General features: G+C 63.2%; 29 protein-coding genes. 18 read left to right on the plus strand and 11 right to left on the minus strand.

Features of this window, described 5'->3' with window-relative positions:
- Window positions 1-22: 22 nt before the first annotated feature.
- The 9 genes from AC1DS6_RS33305 to AC1DS6_RS33345 form a co-directional block, all read right to left on the minus strand.
- Window positions 23-790 carry a hypothetical protein gene (locus AC1DS6_RS33305; RefSeq protein ID WP_477104007.1) on the minus strand — a complete coding sequence of 256 codons (768 nt, stop codon included), beginning with the start codon at window positions 788-790 and terminating at the stop codon, window positions 23-25.
- A 28-nt stretch (window positions 791-818) separates the two neighbouring features.
- Window positions 819-1,241: a hypothetical protein gene (locus AC1DS6_RS33310; RefSeq protein ID WP_477104008.1), complete on the minus strand. Its 423-nt coding sequence runs from the start codon at window positions 1,239-1,241 to the stop codon at window positions 819-821.
- Window positions 1,238-1,627, minus strand: a complete 390-nt coding sequence (locus AC1DS6_RS33315; protein WP_477104009.1) for a hypothetical protein — start codon at window positions 1,625-1,627, stop codon at window positions 1,238-1,240. The genes AC1DS6_RS33310 and AC1DS6_RS33315 overlap by 4 nt, the downstream gene beginning before the upstream one ends.
- Window positions 1,621-2,010, minus strand: a complete 390-nt coding sequence (locus AC1DS6_RS33320) for a hypothetical protein (RefSeq protein ID WP_477104010.1) — start codon at window positions 2,008-2,010, stop codon at window positions 1,621-1,623. The genes AC1DS6_RS33315 and AC1DS6_RS33320 overlap by 7 nt, the downstream gene beginning before the upstream one ends.
- A gap of 9 nt (window positions 2,011-2,019) precedes the next feature.
- Window positions 2,020-2,244, minus strand: coding sequence for a hypothetical protein (locus AC1DS6_RS33325; RefSeq protein ID WP_477104011.1), 225 nt, complete (start codon window positions 2,242-2,244; stop codon window positions 2,020-2,022).
- On the minus strand, window positions 2,241-2,366 hold the full coding sequence (locus AC1DS6_RS33330) for a hypothetical protein (RefSeq protein ID WP_477104012.1): 126 nt from the start codon (window positions 2,364-2,366) through the stop codon (window positions 2,241-2,243). Before AC1DS6_RS33330 ends, AC1DS6_RS33325 begins: the two co-directional genes overlap by 4 nt.
- Entirely contained in the window at window positions 2,363-2,896 is a 534-nt protein-coding gene (locus AC1DS6_RS33335; protein ID WP_477104013.1) for a hypothetical protein, read from the minus strand. Before AC1DS6_RS33335 ends, AC1DS6_RS33330 begins: the two co-directional genes overlap by 4 nt.
- Before the next feature lie 8 nt (window positions 2,897-2,904).
- A complete protein-coding gene (locus tag AC1DS6_RS33340) occupies window positions 2,905-3,039 on the minus strand; it encodes a hypothetical protein (protein ID WP_477104014.1) in 135 nt (44 codons plus the stop codon).
- 499 nt (window positions 3,040-3,538) lie between these two features.
- On the minus strand, window positions 3,539-4,030 hold the full coding sequence (locus AC1DS6_RS33345; RefSeq protein WP_477104015.1) for a helix-turn-helix domain-containing protein: 492 nt from the start codon (window positions 4,028-4,030) through the stop codon (window positions 3,539-3,541).
- Here AC1DS6_RS33345 and AC1DS6_RS33350 point away from each other — a divergent pair.
- Both AC1DS6_RS33350 and AC1DS6_RS33355 read left to right on the plus strand, forming a co-directional pair.
- The gene (locus tag AC1DS6_RS33350) at window positions 4,020-4,283 is read left to right on the plus strand and encodes a helix-turn-helix domain-containing protein (RefSeq protein ID WP_477104016.1); all 264 of its coding nucleotides are present in this window, start codon (window positions 4,020-4,022) and stop codon (window positions 4,281-4,283) included. The two genes, AC1DS6_RS33345 and AC1DS6_RS33350, sit on opposite strands and share 11 nt — an antisense overlap.
- The gene (locus tag AC1DS6_RS33355; RefSeq protein WP_477104017.1) at window positions 4,280-4,561 is read left to right on the plus strand and encodes a hypothetical protein; all 282 of its coding nucleotides are present in this window, start codon (window positions 4,280-4,282) and stop codon (window positions 4,559-4,561) included. The genes AC1DS6_RS33350 and AC1DS6_RS33355 overlap by 4 nt, the downstream gene beginning before the upstream one ends.
- 392 nt (window positions 4,562-4,953) lie before the next feature.
- Here the strand turns inward: AC1DS6_RS33355 and AC1DS6_RS33360 are convergent, their stop codons facing one another.
- Window positions 4,954-5,178, minus strand: coding sequence for a hypothetical protein (locus AC1DS6_RS33360; RefSeq protein WP_477104018.1), 225 nt, complete (start codon window positions 5,176-5,178; stop codon window positions 4,954-4,956).
- A gap of 247 nt (window positions 5,179-5,425) precedes the next feature.
- The gene (locus tag AC1DS6_RS33365) at window positions 5,426-5,659 is read right to left on the minus strand and encodes a hypothetical protein (protein ID WP_477104019.1); all 234 of its coding nucleotides are present in this window, start codon (window positions 5,657-5,659) and stop codon (window positions 5,426-5,428) included.
- A gap of 308 nt (window positions 5,660-5,967) precedes the next feature.
- Here AC1DS6_RS33365 and AC1DS6_RS33370 point away from each other — a divergent pair, with 308 nt between their 5' ends.
- From AC1DS6_RS33370 to AC1DS6_RS33445, 16 genes are all read left to right on the plus strand, one after another.
- Window positions 5,968-6,540 (plus strand): hypothetical protein, encoded by a 573-nt coding sequence (locus AC1DS6_RS33370; protein WP_477104020.1) that lies wholly within the window; start codon window positions 5,968-5,970, stop codon window positions 6,538-6,540.
- The gene (locus AC1DS6_RS33375) at window positions 6,537-6,869 is read left to right on the plus strand and encodes a hypothetical protein (RefSeq protein WP_477104021.1); all 333 of its coding nucleotides are present in this window, start codon (window positions 6,537-6,539) and stop codon (window positions 6,867-6,869) included. Before AC1DS6_RS33370 ends, AC1DS6_RS33375 begins: the two co-directional genes overlap by 4 nt.
- A complete protein-coding gene (locus tag AC1DS6_RS33380) occupies window positions 6,866-7,270 on the plus strand; it encodes a hypothetical protein (protein ID WP_477104022.1) in 405 nt (134 codons plus the stop codon). The genes AC1DS6_RS33375 and AC1DS6_RS33380 overlap by 4 nt, the downstream gene beginning before the upstream one ends.
- A 199-nt stretch (window positions 7,271-7,469) precedes the next feature.
- Entirely contained in the window at window positions 7,470-8,618 is a 1,149-nt protein-coding gene (locus AC1DS6_RS33385) for a hypothetical protein (protein ID WP_477104023.1), read from the plus strand.
- The gene (locus AC1DS6_RS33390) at window positions 8,615-8,935 is read left to right on the plus strand and encodes a hypothetical protein (RefSeq protein WP_477104024.1); all 321 of its coding nucleotides are present in this window, start codon (window positions 8,615-8,617) and stop codon (window positions 8,933-8,935) included. Before AC1DS6_RS33385 ends, AC1DS6_RS33390 begins: the two co-directional genes overlap by 4 nt.
- Entirely contained in the window at window positions 8,932-9,345 is a 414-nt protein-coding gene (locus AC1DS6_RS33395; protein WP_477104025.1) for a sigma factor-like helix-turn-helix DNA-binding protein, read from the plus strand. Before AC1DS6_RS33390 ends, AC1DS6_RS33395 begins: the two co-directional genes overlap by 4 nt.
- Before the next feature lie 287 nt (window positions 9,346-9,632).
- Window positions 9,633-9,959, plus strand: coding sequence for an Acb2/Tad1 domain-containing protein (locus tag AC1DS6_RS33400; RefSeq protein ID WP_477104026.1), 327 nt, complete (start codon window positions 9,633-9,635; stop codon window positions 9,957-9,959).
- A 91-nt stretch (window positions 9,960-10,050) separates the two neighbouring features.
- The gene (locus AC1DS6_RS33405; protein ID WP_477104027.1) at window positions 10,051-10,269 is read left to right on the plus strand and encodes a hypothetical protein; all 219 of its coding nucleotides are present in this window, start codon (window positions 10,051-10,053) and stop codon (window positions 10,267-10,269) included.
- Between the two features lie 43 nt (window positions 10,270-10,312).
- Complete coding sequence (locus tag AC1DS6_RS33410; RefSeq protein ID WP_477104028.1) at window positions 10,313-10,888, plus strand: hypothetical protein; 576 nt, start codon at window positions 10,313-10,315, stop codon at window positions 10,886-10,888.
- Between the two features lie 146 nt (window positions 10,889-11,034).
- Window positions 11,035-11,559: a terminase small subunit gene (locus tag AC1DS6_RS33415; protein WP_477104029.1), complete on the plus strand. Its 525-nt coding sequence runs from the start codon at window positions 11,035-11,037 to the stop codon at window positions 11,557-11,559.
- Window positions 11,560-11,605: 46 nt separating this feature from the next.
- Window positions 11,606-13,648 (plus strand): phage terminase large subunit family protein, encoded by a 2,043-nt coding sequence (locus tag AC1DS6_RS33420; protein WP_477104030.1) that lies wholly within the window; start codon window positions 11,606-11,608, stop codon window positions 13,646-13,648.
- A 3-nt stretch (window positions 13,649-13,651) separates the two neighbouring features.
- Entirely contained in the window at window positions 13,652-13,867 is a 216-nt protein-coding gene (locus tag AC1DS6_RS33425) for a DUF6148 family protein (RefSeq protein WP_477104031.1), read from the plus strand.
- The gene (locus tag AC1DS6_RS33430) at window positions 13,864-15,441 is read left to right on the plus strand and encodes a phage portal protein (protein ID WP_477104032.1); all 1,578 of its coding nucleotides are present in this window, start codon (window positions 13,864-13,866) and stop codon (window positions 15,439-15,441) included. The genes AC1DS6_RS33425 and AC1DS6_RS33430 overlap by 4 nt, the downstream gene beginning before the upstream one ends.
- Window positions 15,442-15,486: 45 nt before the next feature.
- A complete protein-coding gene (locus AC1DS6_RS33435) occupies window positions 15,487-16,842 on the plus strand; it encodes a S49 family peptidase (RefSeq protein WP_477104033.1) in 1,356 nt (451 codons plus the stop codon).
- A 37-nt stretch (window positions 16,843-16,879) separates the two neighbouring features.
- Entirely contained in the window at window positions 16,880-17,254 is a 375-nt protein-coding gene (locus AC1DS6_RS33440; protein ID WP_477104034.1) for a DUF2190 domain-containing protein, read from the plus strand.
- A 60-nt stretch (window positions 17,255-17,314) separates the two neighbouring features.
- Window positions 17,315-18,250 (plus strand): hypothetical protein, encoded by a 936-nt coding sequence (locus AC1DS6_RS33445; protein WP_477104035.1) that lies wholly within the window; start codon window positions 17,315-17,317, stop codon window positions 18,248-18,250.
- Window positions 18,251-18,301 lie beyond the last annotated feature (51 nt).

The raw sequence follows: 18,301 nt of genomic DNA on the forward strand, positions 1-18,301 counted from the left end.
GGGTAGAGGTGGTGGGTCTGCTTCAGGCGGTGCGTTGCGAGGCCTCAGACTTGAGCAGTTCGATTTCCTTGTGCAGGTGTGTAATGGCTCTCACGGCGCGGCGTGCGGCACGATCGGCAAAACTTGCCGGTGGGTGCATGGCGTCTTCAGCGAAGGCCGCAAGTGCGTCCAGGTCCTTGGCGAGGGCAGTCAGGACATTCCGATAGCCGGCAACTGTGGACGCGTTGAACTGGCCCATTTGCATGCGCTCTTGTTGCTCAGCGCGGCATAGTGGGCGCGCGAACAGTGCATAAGGACCGTCCTCCGTCGAGTAGATCTCCAGGAGATTCCAACCCTCGCCGGCAGGGGTGGTAGGGATCCACTCGAGGCAACTGCCACCGTCCCACACTTGGTCCATCAGGGCTTCGTTCTTGCAATCGGATTCCATGCAGACGAAGGCTGCCGCAAGGCCGATGGCCTCAAGCAGCATGTGGTGGTTCGTGTTCTCTGGGAATGCGGGGAGGGCCGGGTGGCTGCAGTAGCCGTATTCGCCGCGTGTGCCGGTGGGTTGCATGAGGTCCGCGGCGAGGTTTTCCAGGTCGCGAAAGGCAAACCAGGGGCGGCGTGGGGTGGACTCTGCCGGCAGGCTTGGGATACCTGCTGCGGCCTGTGCGACGGCCGCATAGGTCTCCGCCGGGCAGATCTCAGCGCATTCGGGCTCGGGTGTGATCCAGATGAGATAAAGGAAAATGGCGCAGCCGATGGCTAAAGAAACGGCGAGGATGGCGAGCAGAATTTGAGGGGTGGTCATGGATGGAGCCTCGGGTTGGGCGATAAGATCAGTGGGTTCGCGGCGCGCTCTGCAGCTGTGTCTTGTGCTGGACGATGGCGTTGGCGAAGCAGAAGGCGTCGAGGCGAATGCAGCCGATGGCCGCCTCGATATGCGGGGCGGCGGCGCGCAAGGTCTGCGCATCGTGCGTCGACACGGCGAGCACGCCGATTCGCTCGACGCGATCGAGGATGGCGACCATCACCCGCCGTGCCGACTGGATTTGCACCAGGTACGCGGTGCCGCGCTGGACCTGCATCGCGATAGCGACCAGGTCGAGAGTCCGCTCTAGCTTGATGTAGGCACTGGGCGTGGGGTCGCTGATGAATGCGACCAGGCTGGCGGAGAAGGTCAGGGGCCGGGTGCTGCGTAGAAACGGCAGCGAGGTCAGGTGCGCGCGGCGCGGTTGGCGCAGAGAGATGGCTTGGCTCACGACACGGCCCCCACGAAAGACTCCTCGCCGATGATGGCGTCGAGCTTGTCATACAGATCAAAGGGCGTACCGTCGTTGTGGATCTCGCAGTCGGCTTCCCGCAGGCGCACACCGGCGGCGCTTATCAGTGAGCCGGGTTCGTCGGATGTGCGGACCAGGCGAACGATGAAACCGCCGTGGTCACGGATGATGGCCGCCTCAACATTCGAGCGGATCTCCTTCACGACCACGTCGATGCCCGCTTCCTGCAGGCCGTTAAGCGTCTGATCCCACGCGGGGCATTGCGTCTGCGCGAATGCGACCGCAACAAATTTGTGGGCGGAAACAATGTAATCGGCGGCAGTGTCCTTGCCGGCGCCTGCCGGGCCGGTGAGTCCTATCAGCATGATTGCTCCTCAGTCGAGGTCGTTTGCCTTTGCTCGAGCGCCTCGTGAGCTAGAGCTTCGAGGCGATATGTTTCGTAGATCGCGCCAAAAATTGCGGCTCGATCTTGGTGTCGTCTTCCTACGTCGCCGCCACCCGCCAGGATGAGGGCTGACGCAGTTTTGAGCGTGCGCGAGGAGATGTCATCTGGCCGAACTATCCCGTTGTGCACATTGCCGTCGGGGTCTATCCATCCGAGCACGATGTGATGATGTCCATTTGGACCGACCATGAAACCCATGTACCTGGGGTGTGTGGCCCGGCGCGATGGTCGTGTGGGACGATCGCTTTCCTGCTTTAGAAGGTAGGGGTAGGCAGCAGAGAGGATGGCGGTCAGCTTCTTCATTTTTGCTCCTCAGTCGAGGTCGTTTGCCTGACGGCGTTTGTGGTCGATGACCGTGGGATCGAAGCGGGGGCGCGGACGTGGGATCCGCGCTTGCGTCTTGAGAAAGGCACGGCGCGAACGCGCCAGCTTTTTGCGGATCGCCGGGATCTCGACTTGTTCTTCGGGCCTGCCGCTACCGCGCACGCGGAGGAATTCCGCAATCAGCTCGGCCTTCGAGATCCGGCGGGCTGTCATGCTGGTACCGCCACTGCAGTGCGAGCGCCGCGATTGAATGCGTCCTCGATTGCGTCCCATGCGCTGCGGAACAGGCCGGTATAGGTAATCCGGCCGTCGATCTTGATGCGGAAGCGGATCATTGCGAGGCCTCCGTGGCGCTGCGCGCCTGGCACTCTTGTTTGGCTTCTTCCCGGGCCTTCTCAAGTTCGATGTAGGCCCAGCAGAATTCCTCGATGGCAGCCGCATCGAGGACTACAGCGTGGGAGGATTCATTGCCATGGCTGGCCTTATAGGACTCGATCTCGATGCGAGCACCATCCTCGCGCGCCTCATGCGCGGTCCAGGTCGTCTCATCCCAGCGCGGGTGCAGCGTGAACCAAATGCGCAGATCGACCTCGATGCTGAGGCCCATCGGGTGCGCAAATGCGGTCGTCTCGTTGATCGTGTAGGGGGTCGAGGCTGCCCAGCAAGCACGCGCGAAGTCGATGTCTTGGTGCTCCAGCCAGAGGAGCTCGCGTCTTTGTGCGTGCGCGCCTTTGAACGGCCCGCCAAACTCGCCGCGGTCGATGGCATCGTGCGCGGTGCCGAAGTCGTCGATGACGACCCAGTCATTGGGGGCGGCGATCCATTGATTGCCGTAGTGCCGTAGTCGGAGGAATTCGAGATGCATGGCCGGCCTCACGCGCTGCGGGTTGCGGTGACGCGGGGCGCGGCCTGCTCGTCGCGTTCAACGGCGCAGGCGTGGGCGGCGAAGGCGGCGGCTACTAGGGCGAGGTAGGCAATCCAGGATTTAACGCGGACGTTACGGCTCATTGCTGCTCCATCGGTTGTCTTCGATGGAGGGAAGTAAAGCATGCTTTATTATTTCTTGCAAGCATGCTTTAAATCATCGGGCTCGCTAATCCTCAAGAACCTTGTCGAGAACCTTTGTCATGACTTGGGCCGTCAGCCGTCGGGAGCTTCGAAATACCCCACTTAGGAAGTACGCATGTTCGCCATTCACCATACGGCGAATGAGGATGGTGTCGCCGGCGGTAGTGCGCACGGGTTGCCGTTGCTCGCTTCGCCTCCGCTTGCGGTAGGCGCATAGGTTAACAACCACTGTCATATAGCTCCCCGGATTAATGCCGAAGTGATTTCGGCGTTACAAAGGAGCTACCGATATATTTTTGTAAGGCGATTGACTAACCCCGATCCGTGGGGATAACGGAGGCTGAGGCCTGCAGGGGCGGGACTAGCGAGGGCAATCTGGCCACAAAAAAGCCCGCGAAAAGCGGGCTGTATCGGGGTTCGCCAGTGCAGCGCAGACGCACTAGCCTTCGCGGGACCGGCGCATTAATGGGGCCGTGCTGACGATGCCCTCTGGTTTAGGGCTCCCCCATTCGTCACGGCCCTCAAGACTGGATCGGATGAATTCAGTAAGGATTCTGTCTAGGCCGGCCTTCTGCGCGGCGCTCAGGCGGTCATATTCTTCACGACTGATGGCAAATGGCCAAGGATGATCGTTTCCGGCTTGCATCAGGGGCGAGCCGACGCCCGTGGCAAGCCAAAAGCCATCCACGCCGGCGAATTTCGCGGCGAGGGCCGAATTCTCCGCAGTCAGGGCCTTGGTTTTTCCGAGGATCACCTGGGAAATTGCTTGCACGCTGATCCCGATCTCGTCGGACAGTTGCTGCCTGTCCTTGCCTGCGATTGCAAGGGCTTCCTCAAGTCGTTGGCCGTAGGTTGTCATGGTGAAAGCATACTTACAGACCTCTAAAGCATGGTTGCTTCGTTCTGTAAAGAATGCTTTAATGCTCCTCATGGAAAAGTCCAGGGCTACAACCCTCCTCGGAGGGACCATCACTGCGGCCGCAGAAGCCATCGGCATTTCGCCGCAAGCGTATTCGCAATGGCCGGCTGTTCTACCGAAGCGGCTCGCCGACCGCGTCGTGGCTGCGCTTGCGCGAAAACACCTTTCCGCAGTGCTCTTGGGCGGCGATCCAAACGAAGCCAACGCGATGCAAGTCAGTTTAGACCTTGCGACGCAACTTTCTTCAGGAGCGAATCACCCATGATCAAGTCCCTCTGTTCGCGCCTGGTGCAGCGGTTCACAGGGCGCCAGCCGGCAATGCAGTCAATGTTCACCTTTGCGGTGGCATGGAACCCCAATGGCACCAGGACCCTGACCGTGTTCGAGGGGGCAAAGGCGGCAAGCATTGAACTTTCGCCTGAGTGGACGGCAGAACTTGCGCGACTACTCACCATTGAAGCCGATTGTGGAAATGATGGTGACCAGCGTTCCACGCTTCGGTCTTCGCCCGCGGCTTTGCTGGGTGAAGACCTGTACGGCTAACACCATTTCGGCGCGTGAGAGCGTGCGGTAGGCGCAGACGTTGTACGTGATCCCGCTTTGCGGGTCTTTGATGATGTTGCTTATATGTGGAGGTTCCATCGTGTTGGTCGTTTCAATCAAGTCTCATTGTCTGCGCCATGTGAGGACAGCATCGTGCCTGTGAAAACTCCTCATCCCATCTATGCGACGGACGATTTCCCGCGTGACGGCTGCAAGATCGTCATCGACGTCTTGGCCAGTGGGTACGGTGTCAAGCTCCTCTCACCGGGGGCGCCTAGCTTGCCGATCGAGATCTACAGCTGCCGTACCAGTGAGTCACTGAGTGTCCTCGTCAGCTGCTTGGCAACCGGCACCCCGGTCCCCCGGGATTTCCGCAATATTGGGTTCGGAGATCAGCCCTCCACATCCGGGTCCAGCGTTACCTCATAGATCTCGTTGAACTCGACCTGCACCGAGCGGGGGATGCCGCTTGTTTCCGACCGGTATAGACGATTCTTCAACCGGTAGTAGCTCAGATCCCCCGCCCCGAAAGAGACCTCCGTGTCGTCGGGGTAACTGAGTAGGGCGGTCAGATCGTGCCTGAGTTCGCCCACGGTGATTGTTTTCTGTTTTGCCATATTTGCCCCTTTCCGGTTGCTATTTTTTGGAGGATCGATCGTGTTGCTCGCTTCAATCAAGTCCCTCTACGCCCGCCTCGTGTTCTGGCTAATCCGGCCCGCTCTGGTCCACCTGGAGCACGAGGAGATCTATGCCCGCAATTTCATCTGGGGGCACCGTGATCCAGGGAGACCGGTAACACCCCTAGCTGTTCAAGCCCGGGCGAATCTGGCAAGCGCAGAGAAAAAGAGCCGATCGAAGACGGCTCTATCGGAGCGCTTTGAAAAAGTCTTCGACGCGCACAGCCGCCGCTGAGAGCAGTGAGTCCCGGTCACGGGATGAAAGGTTGCCGATGTCCACCGAGGTCAGTTCCGTGACTGCTGCCAATTGGGCTTGGTCAATCAAATCTCGGGGCAATCCCGCCGCCAGGCCGCGGAGGATCGCATTTTGTGCGATCAAGACTTCAACTATCGACGGGATGCCAGCGCTATCGAGTTTCATATGTGCTCCTCAGTGGTTGTTACGGGTGAGACAAAACTCTCGATTCTCACAGGCGCGGTGTGGGGCGCCCATTCCACCCTAGAGGGGTACTTTCCCGCCGCTCGTGTGAAGGAGGCGGGGCGATTGGGGCGAGCGGCCGGCTCTGCGCGTCGTGGCGCGTAGCAGGGCGGCGATGTGGCGGCGCTCCAGCGGGGTCAGTCGACGCAATTTTGACTTGGGTTGGAACACAGATTTCATCCCGAGAAGTTTTCGCGCTACGGCGCTATTTACCTTTTGACGGCAGTGTATCTACCGGGGGATTTCAAATCATGCGGCATCAACCTCAGACGTTGATTGGCTTGCTTCGTCAGGCGGTCAACACGTGGCGCACACGCGATCGGCTGGGCCAGGCAACCGTGGTGGACCTGGTGGTCAGCGTCCATGAGCGGCTCGGCTATGACGACGTGACGGGGATTCGCTTCGAGCCCAACACGCGGGATGCCTTCGAGCGCATGAAGGTCAACGGCGAGCGCGTATTCCGGTGGCTCGATGATGAGACCAAAGACAGCACCTTGCTGCCGACCAACTTCATCCCGTCAATCCTGGCCGCGTTGCCGGCCGATCTCCGGCTCGACGTGCTCGATAGCCTGCTGGCTCCCTTCGGCCTGGTCGTTCGCAACGAAGTGGGTGAGGGTGATCCGGAGCTTTGCGTCCACGCCGCGCTCGGGGCGCTCATGCGTGAGGATGCGAAGGGGCAGCAGGCCGTGTTGCGCCTGGCCACCGATACCTCCGACGAAGCCGTGCAAGAGGCCCATCGTGAGCTGCGCGAAGCCGTTGGTTTCAAGCGCCGGCTCATGCGCACGCTCGGCAAGCTGCTCATCAAGCGGAAGCGCAAGGTATGACGCCAGGCGCTGCGTTCATTACCGCGCGCTGCCGACCTACAAAATCCCCGCGGAAGCGCAAGCCGTTGACACAGGCAGAGCTGCGTAAGCTCTTCGCGCGTATCAAGAAGCGCGTGGTGGCGGGCGGTAAGCCGTTCGGCGTCTTTGCGATCAAGGTGGGGGGCGGACGGCAATTCAAGTTGCTAAGCGTGAGTAGCGAGGAATACAAGGCACAGCTGCGTCTGGACGAAGCGTTTAAGCATTGCCTTGCTATCGCCTATGACGGTCGAGCCAATCTCGGCGACGTGTGGGAAGACCTCTGCGCGTTCGACCAGGTGCCAGCCGCGTGAAGATGGAGATCCGCTTCGAGCCCGACATGACGTGCTGCAAGTCCACGCGCGTCTGGGCCGGCTTGACGTGTCGGCATGCGGTGCACATGTCGTGCGCATGCCGCCAGGCCAGCGCGATCGCGCTGGTGCGGGGCGGGAAAGGCCTCGATCCATTCGCACGGCACTTGCTGACGTTCTGGCCGCTGCGCGACGTGTTCTACGTGTTTGCCGGCGCCGGCCAGATGTCGACGCTGGCCCTGATCTGCAAAGAGCGCTGGCTGCAACTGCCCGCCAGCGGCCGTGCTGCCTATCGCGCCGAGGTGGCCATCGCCACCAATCGTATCGAGACTGGCGCATACAACCCGGACGCCTTCATGGCGACCTTTGACCTTCTATGTAAAACCGCCAGCGAGCGGCCGTAAAGACCATGGACTATCCAATTCAACCGATTAGCGTGATCGAGGAGCGCGGCTTGGCCGATGCACGGGAGCGTGGCGTCAACGCGGTGAACCCGTATTGCGAGGACAGCCCCCACGGGAGCGCGTGGGAGCGTGGCTACCAGGTCGGCCTCGATGCCCTCTGGGCGGAAGCAGCGCAGCTCGTTCGCCAAAGGGGTGCGGCATGAGCACGTTCCTTATCGATGACTGCGAGTGGGCCGCTATGCGAAACGTGGACCATCTGGCGCGCGACCTCTATACGGCGCTGCGCCGGAGCATGGACTACGAGACGGGCGTGGTTGGTGGACCCGCTAAGGCGGTGTCCTGGTGGTCGCTGCGCGAAGACACCGAGTTGCCCGGCCGGCCCGGTGTGAAGGCCTACAAGCCCTCTGAGCAGCAACTGCGCCGGCGGGTGATCCAGTTGGAGAAGGTGGGTCTGGTGCGGTCGATCGGCACCAAGCTGCGGCTCAAGTTCCGTCTGCTGCTCGCCCGCACGTCTTCGCTTGACCAAAAAAAAGCCGACACCGGTGTAAAGGCATCTGGCACACCTGCCAAAGCTAAGCCGGCTAAGCGGGTGCGGGCTTATCCACAGGGTAGTAACGTGGCGAAAGCCGGCACACATCTGGAGTCCGATAAAACCAATACCCCACCCAACCCTCCCCGCGGCTCTGACGTCGGTGGGGAAACCATCAGTCTACCCCCCCACGCCTGCGGCGCGGGAGGCGAGCAGAATCCCCCAACCCCTCCGGCGCCCCAGCCCGAAGGGGAGGGCCACCTCAAGGCTGAGGCCGCTGAGACAGGCATTGATCTAGCCCCCCACGCCTGCGGCGCGGGAGGCGAACAGGCGCCCCCAACGGCTCCCACAGAAACGCAGCGGCTCTCAGAGGAACGGCAGCAGACCATCCAAGGCGGTGGGAGGGGGCCTTCGGCCCAGCTTGCAGAGGGGCAGGGGTTCGAGTGGCAGGATGATCGAGCATGGCCAGTGAAGCTGTCCGATGACCGGCGGCGTGCCCTGAAGCGTGCGTTGGACTCGGTCGGCAGCAAAGCGCTCGGTCAGCGTGTTCTGGACGAACTACGCGGCGCGATGCGGGCGACAGACGTCAAAGATCCAGAGGCCTACCTCCATCGATTGTTGCGGGATGCGAAGAAGCAGGGCGATGCGTGGGTGACGGTTTATGCGGAGAAAATCGCCTCGGATCGTGAAATCGTGCGTCAGACCATGGCCGAGCAGAAGGCCCGTGATGCGGCGTTCGCAGCCATGCTCAAGAACACGCCTGGCATGAAGCCGGCCGAGCTGCTCCGGCTCATGCGCGAGCGGAAGTGCCGGAAATGACGGCGAACGAGCGGAGCGCCGAGCTGGCCTATGCCGAGGCGGTGGAGCAGTTGCATATGCGGGCCGTCAAGCACGATCGCTGGAGTTCGCGCTCCGTGTTCTGGACGGCGGTGCGCTTTGGCGTCGACCAGGTGCTGGCCGTGGCCTGGCCGGAGGCGCGATCGCGCTGGGAGTGGCTGTGGTCGGTGGCGGTGCGTGAACACCTGCCGCCGATTCCAGGCATCCCGGAGGCCGAGAACATGCCATCGGACGCCACGGCGGCCGAGCTGGAATTCGCGCGGATGCGCACCATCGTTGGGGGGAGGGTGAAGCGATGACGGTCGGGATTCGAGTGGACAAGCGCGAGCGCGAGCGGCTGGAGTGGGCGGTCGATCGCCTACATTCGTGGGGCAAATGGGCCAAGTCCGGCGGCGCGCCCAATGGCTACGGCGAGAGCTGCCTCACGCTCGAGGAGATCCGCTCGATGCCGCTGCGGTCGTTCATTCCGATGTCGCCGCCCGAGTGCGAGCAGCTGCACGAAGCGCTATGGCGGCTGCCGCTGGATCTGCGCAAGCTGGCGATGGCCTGGTACGTCGAGGAACTGACGCGCCAGAAGATCGGACAGCGGCTGGGCGTGAGCGAGAGCCATGTCCGCCGGCTGCATAACTCGCTGCTGGTCGCACTCGAGTACTGCCTCAAGAATCCGCAGGCCAAGGTGCTGCCGCTGCATCTGCTGCTGAAGTCCTGACAGAACCCGCAAAACCATTTTTCAAGGTAGAGCCTTTTTTCTTTTATGGATCAAGTGGTTAAAGGGGGACCCTAACGCTCGCTATTGAAATCCTGACCGGGTAGGGGTAGATTTCGGCTACGCTGTGGTTTCAGTGCGTGCAGTGAAAGCGAAGCCCGATCCGGTCCCTACCTGGTCGGGCTTTTTGCATTCTGCGCCACGCGCTGCACACCTCTCCCCTTGGCCCGCCTTCCTGCGGGCCTTTCTCGTTGGGCCGGTGCGCTGGCCCATCTCCTTTGAGGCCTGACATGGAAAACCAACACCGCCGCATCGCCGGCTACCGCGAGCTATCGAGCGAAGAGATCGACCTGATGAACCGCATCAAGATCAAGGGCGCCGAGCTGCTCCGGCTGCAGATGGAATTGGGGATACGGATTGCCACTGACGGTGCCCGCAAGGCGGAGGCGGCGGACCGCTCAAAGCGGATGGCGGAAGATCTGAGCAGCGACGAATGCCTAGAGTTCCAGCGGTGGTCGGCTGCGGAGCCGGCGCGCTGGGCTGCGATTGCCAAGACCGACATCGAGAAGGGAATCATGGCGCTCGTTCGCGCCGTTGCTCAGCCTGCATCGCTGTAGCAGTTTGGTTGTCTCCTCTCGCTCCTGATGGGGCGAGTTCATGCGGGCCGGCACTGGTGGGGTGTCGGCCCGTTCTTTTTGGGGGTCAGACATGGCCGTACGCATCATCGTTGGTGGCGTAGAGTTGCCCGCACGTCCGGCGCGCTGGCGCGGCCCTAAGTTTCCTGGCGGCTTCCTGTGGCTGTCCGGCAGTAGGAAGCCGGATAGCCTCAAGTCGCAGCCTATCGCTCAGATCTTTGCAGAGAATCCGGATGACTGCGGGCTGCAACTGGTCGGCAGCGGGGTGACGGATGACGACGGTAAGCGTTGACGTAAGCAGCGTAGTGCAGGCATTCGGCAGACAGCAGCGGCAGATGCCGTTCGCCGCGGCCGTGGCGCTCACGCGGTTAGCCAAGCTGGCGCAGGGGGCTGAGACCAGCGAGATCATGCGCGCGTTCGATAATCCTGTGCCGTTCACGCGCACGGCGGTGGGCACCAGCGCGGCAAGCAAGACCTCGCTCGAATCCTCGGTGTTCATCAAGGACCGCCAGGCGCGCTATCTGCGCACCGAGGTCGAGGGTGGCCAGCGCGATCTCAAGACGTTCGAGAAGCTGTTCGGCAAGGGCATTGCGCTGCCAGGCGCCGGCGCGAAGCTGAACCAGTACGGCAACCTGACGCGCGCCACCATCAAGCGGATCGCAGCCGAGGTCAATTCGTCGGGCAAGGCGAAGCGCTATTTCAAGGGCAAGCCGCGTGGCCACAACCTGCCCGAGGCCATCTATGCGCGCGTCGACAACAACAAGAAGATCGTGCCGGTGCTGCTGTTCGCGACGCAGGCCCGGTACGAGAAGCGGCTGCGCTTCAGTGAGGTGGCTGAGCTGACAGCACGCGCGAACTTCGAGCGCGAGATGCTGCTGGCCTGGGAGCAGGCGCTGGCCACGGCGCGGTAGCCGGCCAGCAGGCAGGGCAGGGCGCCCGGTGGGGTGCAGCCGGGCGCACGCGGGTCCTTCCGGCCTCCCGTCTCACGGGGGTCATTCGCACCGCGTTCTTTTCCTAGATGAAAGGGGCTCTAGGGTTAGTTAGTTTTGGGGGTGTCATGGGCAAGAAGGTGAACCTGCAGGAGCTGGCGGAGATCACCGGATTCGCGGTGCAGACGCTGATCCGCTGGCAGAAAGACGAGGGTATGCCGGTCGGATTGGCTGGCCAGCGTGGCCGCGGCAACGAGTACGACACCGCGGCAGTGCTCACCTGGTACACGCAGCGCGAACTGCACCGCGCAGGCCTGTCCAGTCCGAAGGATGAGCTGGACCGCGCGCGAAAGATCGAGGTCGAGCTGCGCATCGGCGAAAAGCTCAAGATCCTGGCGCCGGCGGCTGACTTTGTCGACCGCTGGAGCAGCCACGTCGAAGCTGCCAAGACGGAAATGCTGCTGCTGCCCGGCAAAGTCGCAGACGCCGTGTTCGAGGCGCATGACATCGAGATCGATGAGCAGCTCGTGCTGCCTTACGTAGAGGAGTGCCTGGCAAAGCTCCAAAACCTGGACCAAGACGATGATGGAGATCCCGACTCTGAGCATCTTGACGATGCCGGAGACGACGAAGACGATGAGGACGACGGTTAAGCGAACGCTGCGTATGGCCGTTTCTCGCTGGGCCCTGCCGCCCCGCATGAATGCCCTGGAATGGGCGCGCAAGTACCGTTTCCTGTCGAGCGTCGAGGCCGATCGCGCCGGCAAGTATGACCCGGAGGTGACGCCTTACCTCTGCTGGCCGGGCAATCCGCTCGAGGCGCTCGATGATCCGACCGTGATCGAGGTGTGCTGCCAGAAGTCGGCGCAGGTCGCGTGGACCTCGGGCGTGCTGGGCAACATCCTGTGCAAGTGGATCGACCTGGATCCGTCGCCGATCCTGGGCCTGTTCCCGAAAGAGGGCGCGGCCAAGGAATACATGGCCGAGAAATTCGAGCCGATGGTCAGCGCCACGCCGCGGCTGCGCAGGGCAGTGGACCTGCGCAGCCGGAAGTCGCAGCAGCGGATGCTGTTCAAGCGCTTCCGCGGCGGCTTCCTCAAGCTGGTCGGCTCGAACTCACCCTCCAGCGTCAAGTCCAGCCCGATCCCGCGCATCTTTATCGAAGAGCCGGACGACTGCAATCTGAACCTGCGCGGCCAGGGCGACTCGATCAAGCTGGCGAAGGAGCGGACCAAGACGTTTCGCCGCTCGCGCGTCAAGATCGTGATCGGCGGTACGCCGACGGTCGAGGGCACGTCGACCATCGCGGCCGAGATGGAGCTCTCCGACAAGCGCGTGGGCATGGTGCCTTGCCATCATTGCGGCGAAGAGCACGCGCTGAGCTTCGACTACCTCAAATGCCCGGAGGAGGAGGGCGTATCGCATCCGATCTTCGGCAAGAAGGTGCCGGAGAAGGCCTACTACGTTTGCCCGCATTGCGGCGGCATCTGGAACGATGCGGAAAAGCGCCGCAACGTGAAGGCCGGCCGCTGGATGGCCACCGCGCCTTTCAATGGCATCGCCGGCTACTTCATCAACGAGTTGTACAGCCCGTTTCCTGGCTCGGTGATGGCCAAGCTGATGGAGAACTGGCTCACGGCGCTCCACCACCTGGCGATGGGTGATGAGAGCAAGCTGGTGGCGTTCACCAATAGCTCGATGGGCGTGGCCTATTCGTTCAAGGGCGACCAGCCCAAGGCCGACGAGCTGGCCGAGCGCGCGCTGCCGTATGACGCGGGCACGGTGCCGGCAGGTGGCCTGATGCTGATGCTGTCCGTCGACGTGCAGCCCGATCGCCTGGAGGTGATTGTGCGCGCCTACGGCCGCGGTGAAGAGACGTGGCTGGTGCGCTATGACCGCCTGTATGGCCAGACTGCGCTCATCACCGATGACGTGTGGAACCAGCTCGACAAGCTGCTGTTTGGCAAGTATCGGCATGAGCGTGGCTTTGGTCTCAGTATCAGCGCAGCCTCGATCGACAGCTCGGACGGCAACACCTCCGATGCGGTCTACAAGTATGTCCGCACCCGCCAGGGCCGCGGCGTGCCGCATGTCATGGCGATCAAGGGCGCACGCAGCCCGGATGCCGAGATCTTCCGCAAGCCGAGCGCCGTGATCGACACCAACAAGAAGAACACCAAGGCGGCCAAGTACGGCGTTTCGGTGTTCATGGTTGGCGTCGGCCGTGCCAAGGATCTGCTGATCGGCGAGCGCGGCCGCGTTGGCATGGAAGGGAAAGGGCCGGGGCGATTCCATGTCTACAAAAACGTCATCGCCGACTACTTCGAGCAGTTGCTGGCCGAGGTCAAGGCGCCGGTGCGCCAGCAAAACGGCCACGTCATTCGCGTTTGGCAAAAGAAGGTCGGCAAGCGCAATGAGGTGCTGGACCTGGAGGTCTACAACCTTCATGCGTCACGCGCCGCCAAGGTGCATCTGATGCAGGAGCGCGACTGGGCTGCCCTGGAGGCGAGGCTGTCGCAGGCCGGGCTTTTCGATGAGCCGGCGCCGCCCGCGCCGGTGCCGACACCGGAACCAGCGGCCGCACCGCGCGAGGTCGACGCGGAAGACGACGAAGACGACCAGGACGCACCGCCGGCGCGACATCGGCCGGCGCCGGGCCCGGTCACCACCGACGAAACACCCAACCTGCCACCGCGACGCCGGCGCCGATACGGCACCGTCTCACGTGGCGTGGAGATATGACCCATGATTACAGCGGCACAAGCACAGTCGCAGCTCGATGCCTGGCTGGCGGCCAGCCTGGCAGTGGCGCGCAATCAATCCTATGAGATCGAGGGGCGCAAGCTCACGCGGGCCGATGCGGGCGAGATCCGCAAGCAGATCGACTATTGGGAGGCCAGGATCAGCGCCGCTAAAAACGGCGGCCGCCGGATGCGGATTGGCTACGGGGTAGCGGAATGAAGGACGCCAAGCTCGGCGCCGTGCTTGCCAGCAAGTTGACGCTGCCCGACCGCCTGGTCAACTATTTCAACCCGGCCGCTGGCAATCGGCGCGCGCAGGCCCGCACGGCGCAGGCCTACTCGGGCGCCTATGAGGGCGCGTCGCGCACCAAGCGCTCGCTGCGCAACTGGTTCGCCTTCGGGGGCTCGGCCGACGCGGATCTGCTCCCGGCGCTGGGCGAACTGCGCAACCGCAGCCGCGACCTGGCGCGCAACAATCCGCTGGCGGTCGGCGCCATCAACACGGTGGTGACCAACGTGGTCGGTACCGGCCTCGCGCCGCAGCCGACCCTTGATGCCAAGGTGCTGGGGCTGACCGAGGAGCAGGCAGCCGCCTGGCAGCAGCAGGCGCAGCTTGAGTTCTCGTTGTTCGCGGACAGCAAGGAATGCGACATCACGCTGACGCAGACCTTCTATGAGATGCAGGCGCTGGCGTTCCGATCGACGCTGGAAAACGGCGACGTGTTCTGTGTCACGCCAATGCTCGAGCGGCACCGTACTGCCTACCGCACGCGGCTACAGCTGATCGAGGGCGACCGTTGCTGCAATCCTGACGGCCAGCGCGATACCGACAAGCTGGCGGGTGGCGTGGAGATGGACGATTTCGGTGCGCCCGTCGCGTGTCACTTTCTGCGATCGCACCCGGGCGGGATCGCGGTCCGGGATCGGAAATGGGACCGGCGCGAAGTGTTCGGTACCAGCACTGGCCGGCGCAACGTCCTGCACCTGTTCGAGCGGCGACGGGTGGGGCAGACGCGCGGCCAACCTTACCTGGCGCCGGTGATCGAACCGCTGCGGCAGCTTGGCGTGTACACCGAGGCCGAGCTGGCCGCCGCGGTGGTATCCGGGATGTTCACGGTCTTCATCAAGACCGAGAGCGGAAACGGGCCGTTGATGGCCGATGAAGGTCCCGAGCCGGACTATCGGCTGGGAAAGGGCGCCATCATCACCGGCGCGCCTGGCGATGAAGTGGAAGTGATCAACCCGGGCCGGCCAAACGCGCTGTTTGATCCGTTCGTGCAGTCCATCTTGCGTCAGGTCGGTGTGGCACTGGAGCTGCCGTTCGAGCTGCTCATCAAGCACTACACCTCCAGCTATACAGCGGCCCGGGCAGCCATCCTGGACGCCTGGCGCTTCTTCAAAATGCGTCGCTTCTGGCTGGCCACCAACTTCTGCCAGCCCATCTACGAGCTGGTGATGGATGAGGCGGTCTCCAACGGCCGGCTGTCGGCACCGGGCTACTTCGAGAATCCGCTGATCCGGCGTGCCTGGTTGGGTTGCCAGTGGGTGGGCGATGCGCCTGGTGCGGTGGATCCGCTGAAGGAGGCACTGGCCTCTGCGAAAAATCTGGAGATCGGCCGCACCACGCTGACCAAAGAGACGATGGCCTATGACGGCAGCAACTGGGCCGACAACCACGCGCAGCAGGCGAGGGAGATCGAGGCGCGCCGGCGGGATGGTCTGCTCGCCGAGGCCTCGCCGCCGACACCACCGGATCCCAACGCAGATCCGCCGCCAGACAACGCCAACCAATAACGCGAACCCGCCTGCCAAGGCGGGTTTTGCATTTCAGGAACGATGATGAATCGACTACTCGGCGTCATTGACGCGCCCTGGGCCATCCTGCCAGGCAAGCTGAAAGAGATCGTGGCGGCCTATGAGGCGCGCTTGCTGGGCGAGCATGTCGACTTGCAGGCCGTATCGGCAAGTCTTGGCCGACCGCTCGGCAGCGAGCCGCAGGATTACGAGATCGTCAACGGCGTGGCCGTGATCCCCATCATGGGCACGATCGGGCGGCGCGCCAACCTGTTCAGCGACATCTCGGGCGGCGCCTCGAGCGACCTGGTGGCGCGCGATCTGCGGGCCGCTGCAGCCAACAGCCGCGTGAATTCGATCCTGCTGCATATCGATTCGCCGGGCGGAACAGTCGCCGGCACCCAGCAGCTGGCCGACGTGGTGCGCGAGGTCGGCGCGGTCAAGCCGGTGGTTTCACTCGGCGACGGCACGATTGCATCGGCTGCGTACTGGATTGGCAGCGCCGCGCAGGCAGTGTTTATCGCAGACGGCACCACACAGGTTGGATCTATCGGCGTGGTCAACCAGCACCGCGATGTGTCGAAAGCCGAGGAACAGCGCGGCGTGAAGACCACCGAGATCTACTCTGGCAAGTACAAGCGCATTGCCAGCACCTTCGCGCCGCTCTCTGAAGAAGGGCTCGCGTACATGAGGGACCAGGTCGATTACCTGTACACGCAGTTCGTGCAGGCGGTGGCCGGCAACCGCGGCGCCAGCGTCGACCAGGTGCTGGCGGATATGGCGGACGGCCGGATCTTCATTGGCCAGCAGGCCATCGATGCCGGCCTGGTCGACGGCATTGCCACGCTCGACCAGCTGGTAGGAAGGCTCGCCGCCGGCGAGTTCAGCAAGACCGGGGCGCGCACCGTGCCCCCTTCTAAACCCCGGGCAGATCTGCCCACCTCTCCGAAAGGAACCTCCATGAGCATCACCCGCGAAGAGCTGGCGGCGCAATCGCCCGAGCTGCTGCAGCAAATCCAGACCGAAGCCAGCGCCGCCGGCGCCACCGCCGAGCGCGAGCGCATCCTGGGCATCGAGTCCCATGCGATGGCCGGCCACGAAAAGCTGATCGCCACGTTGAAAGCCGATGGCAAGACCACGCCCGACCAGGCGGCCGCACAGGTCCTGGCCGCCCACCGTGGCGCGCTCGCGGCGCAGGCAACGGCGCTGGTGACCGATGCGCCCAATCCGCTGCCGGCCAAGCCGAACAACGTGGATGCCAGCGAAAAGAAGGCACCGACCCAGCAGGAAATCAGCGCACGCGCGACCGAGCTGATGCAGGCGGCCATGGCAAGCGGTCAGCGTCTGGGTTACGCCGCGGCCGCTACCAAGGCATTCAACGAGCTGTCGGCGCAGGCCTGACCGGCGCCTTCTCCAACGTTTCTCACCGGACTACATCATGAGCAATCCTGGTCTCATCAAAACCCACATCGCCGAGGGTGCAATCGGCAAGTTCCGCATTGTGGCGCAGGGCGCCAGCGACGGTGCGGTCAAGCAGGGCACGGTATCGACCGATGCGCTGCTTGGCGTGACGGAAGGCTTTGCCTACGTCGCCGGCGACCGCCCCAGCATCGTGCGCAGCGGTATCGCCGATGTCGAGTACGGCGGTGCAGTCACCCGCGGCGCGCCGCTCACCAGCGACGCCAACGGCCGTGCCATCGTCGCCGCGCCGGCGGTCGGCGTGAATGCCCGCACCATTGGTTTCGCAGAGGTCTCCGGCGTGCTCGGCGACATCGGCGCGCTGCTGGTCTGCCCCAACCAGATCCAGGGCTAGCCACCGGCTACAACACCGCCCGCTGTTCCTTTCCTTCTTCGCATTTTCTAGGAGTACTACATGACGACTGCAGTCGCCCCGTACCCGATCAACCAGCCGCTTATTGCGTCGGTCGTGATCGCCTATGCCAATGGCCAGATGATCGCCGACTCGGTAATGCCGCGCGTGCCGGTCGGCAAGGCCGAGTTCAAGTACCTGGTCCAGAGCATGGCGGACCAGTTCACCGTTCCCGACACCAAGGTGGGCCGCAAGGCGAAGCCCAACCAGGTCGAAAGCACCGGTGTTATCCAGACCGCATCCGTGAACGACTACGGTCTGGATGAAGTCGTGCCGGTCGATGACGTCAAGAATGCGCCGGAGGGCGTCGACCCCCTGGCCACCGCGGCGGAATTCACCATGAAGCTGGTGACACTCGATCGTGAGGTGCGGGTAGCGGCTGCGGTGTTCAACCCGGCCAACCACGTCAACAAGGTCACGCTGAGCGGCTCCTCGCAATGGTCGGACTACACCAGCTCCGACCCGATCAGCGCGATCCTGACCGCACTCGATTCCCCGGTGATGCGGCCGAACGTTATGACGGTCGGTCGCGCGGTTTGGACCAAGCTGATCCTGCATCCCAAGGTGATCGACTACGTCAACGGCAAGGGCGGCACGTCCGGCGGTGTCACGCGGCAGCAGCTGGCCAACGCGCTGGAGCTCGAGGAGATCCAGGTGGGCGAGGCATTCGTCAACACGGCTCGCCGCGGCCAGGCCATGGCCCTGCAGCGCACCTGGGGCAAGCATGCCGCTTTCACCTACCGCGAGATCCCCTCGGACAGCACCCGGTCGACCACCTGGGGCTTCACCGCGCAGTTCGGCGATCGCATCGCCGATGCGGATTTCGGCAAGGACTTCGGTGGTCTCGAGGGCGCCTACAAGGTGCGCGCCGGCGAGCGGGTACAGGAGCTGGTGACTGCGCCGGATCTGTCGTACTTCTTCCAGAACGTGATCGCCTAAGCCTGGCGTCGCACACATAACCCCAGCGGCCCGCCATGAGCGGGCCGTTTG

It is taken from the genome of Cupriavidus sp. 05L310, from assembly GCF_056398185.1.

Bases quoted from the DNA above. Each gene is read 5' to 3' on its own strand.
- AC1DS6_RS33375 (WP_477104021.1), top strand. From the start codon at position 6,537: ATGACGCCAGGCGCTGCGTTCATTACCGCGCGCTGCCGACCTACAAAA.
- AC1DS6_RS33330 (WP_477104012.1), bottom strand. From the start codon at position 2,366: ATGATCCGCTTCCGCATCAAGATCGACGGCCGGATTACCTATACCGGC.
- AC1DS6_RS33405 (WP_477104027.1), top strand. From the start codon at position 10,051: ATGGCCGTACGCATCATCGTTGGTGGCGTAGAGTTGCCCGCACGTCCG.
- AC1DS6_RS33345 (WP_477104015.1), bottom strand. From the start codon at position 4,030: ATGAGGAGCATTAAAGCATTCTTTACAGAACGAAGCAACCATGCTTTA.
- AC1DS6_RS33445 (WP_477104035.1), top strand. From the start codon at position 17,315: ATGACGACTGCAGTCGCCCCGTACCCGATCAACCAGCCGCTTATTGCG.
- AC1DS6_RS33325 (WP_477104011.1), bottom strand. From the start codon at position 2,244: ATGACAGCCCGCCGGATCTCGAAGGCCGAGCTGATTGCGGAATTCCTC.
- AC1DS6_RS33435 (WP_477104033.1), top strand. From the start codon at position 15,487: ATGAATCGACTACTCGGCGTCATTGACGCGCCCTGGGCCATCCTGCCA.
- AC1DS6_RS33335 (WP_477104013.1), bottom strand. From the start codon at position 2,896: ATGCATCTCGAATTCCTCCGACTACGGCACTACGGCAATCAATGGATC.
- AC1DS6_RS33305 (WP_477104007.1), bottom strand. From the start codon at position 790: ATGACCACCCCTCAAATTCTGCTCGCCATCCTCGCCGTTTCTTTAGCC.
- AC1DS6_RS33365 (WP_477104019.1), bottom strand. From the start codon at position 5,659: ATGAAACTCGATAGCGCTGGCATCCCGTCGATAGTTGAAGTCTTGATC.
- AC1DS6_RS33340 (WP_477104014.1), bottom strand. From the start codon at position 3,039: ATGAGCCGTAACGTCCGCGTTAAATCCTGGATTGCCTACCTCGCCCTA.
- AC1DS6_RS33390 (WP_477104024.1), top strand. From the start codon at position 8,615: ATGACGGCGAACGAGCGGAGCGCCGAGCTGGCCTATGCCGAGGCGGTG.
- AC1DS6_RS33395 (WP_477104025.1), top strand. From the start codon at position 8,932: ATGACGGTCGGGATTCGAGTGGACAAGCGCGAGCGCGAGCGGCTGGAG.
- AC1DS6_RS33370 (WP_477104020.1), top strand. From the start codon at position 5,968: ATGCGGCATCAACCTCAGACGTTGATTGGCTTGCTTCGTCAGGCGGTC.
- AC1DS6_RS33410 (WP_477104028.1), top strand. From the start codon at position 10,313: ATGCCGTTCGCCGCGGCCGTGGCGCTCACGCGGTTAGCCAAGCTGGCG.
- AC1DS6_RS33400 (WP_477104026.1), top strand. From the start codon at position 9,633: ATGGAAAACCAACACCGCCGCATCGCCGGCTACCGCGAGCTATCGAGC.
- AC1DS6_RS33420 (WP_477104030.1), top strand. From the start codon at position 11,606: ATGAATGCCCTGGAATGGGCGCGCAAGTACCGTTTCCTGTCGAGCGTC.
- AC1DS6_RS33350 (WP_477104016.1), top strand. From the start codon at position 4,020: ATGCTCCTCATGGAAAAGTCCAGGGCTACAACCCTCCTCGGAGGGACC.
- AC1DS6_RS33360 (WP_477104018.1), bottom strand. From the start codon at position 5,178: ATGGCAAAACAGAAAACAATCACCGTGGGCGAACTCAGGCACGATCTG.
- AC1DS6_RS33415 (WP_477104029.1), top strand. From the start codon at position 11,035: ATGGGCAAGAAGGTGAACCTGCAGGAGCTGGCGGAGATCACCGGATTC.
- AC1DS6_RS33385 (WP_477104023.1), top strand. From the start codon at position 7,470: ATGAGCACGTTCCTTATCGATGACTGCGAGTGGGCCGCTATGCGAAAC.
- AC1DS6_RS33320 (WP_477104010.1), bottom strand. From the start codon at position 2,010: ATGAAGAAGCTGACCGCCATCCTCTCTGCTGCCTACCCCTACCTTCTA.
- AC1DS6_RS33430 (WP_477104032.1), top strand. From the start codon at position 13,864: ATGAAGGACGCCAAGCTCGGCGCCGTGCTTGCCAGCAAGTTGACGCTG.
- AC1DS6_RS33440 (WP_477104034.1), top strand. From the start codon at position 16,880: ATGAGCAATCCTGGTCTCATCAAAACCCACATCGCCGAGGGTGCAATC.
- AC1DS6_RS33315 (WP_477104009.1), bottom strand. From the start codon at position 1,627: ATGCTGATAGGACTCACCGGCCCGGCAGGCGCCGGCAAGGACACTGCC.
- AC1DS6_RS33355 (WP_477104017.1), top strand. From the start codon at position 4,280: ATGATCAAGTCCCTCTGTTCGCGCCTGGTGCAGCGGTTCACAGGGCGC.
- AC1DS6_RS33425 (WP_477104031.1), top strand. From the start codon at position 13,652: ATGATTACAGCGGCACAAGCACAGTCGCAGCTCGATGCCTGGCTGGCG.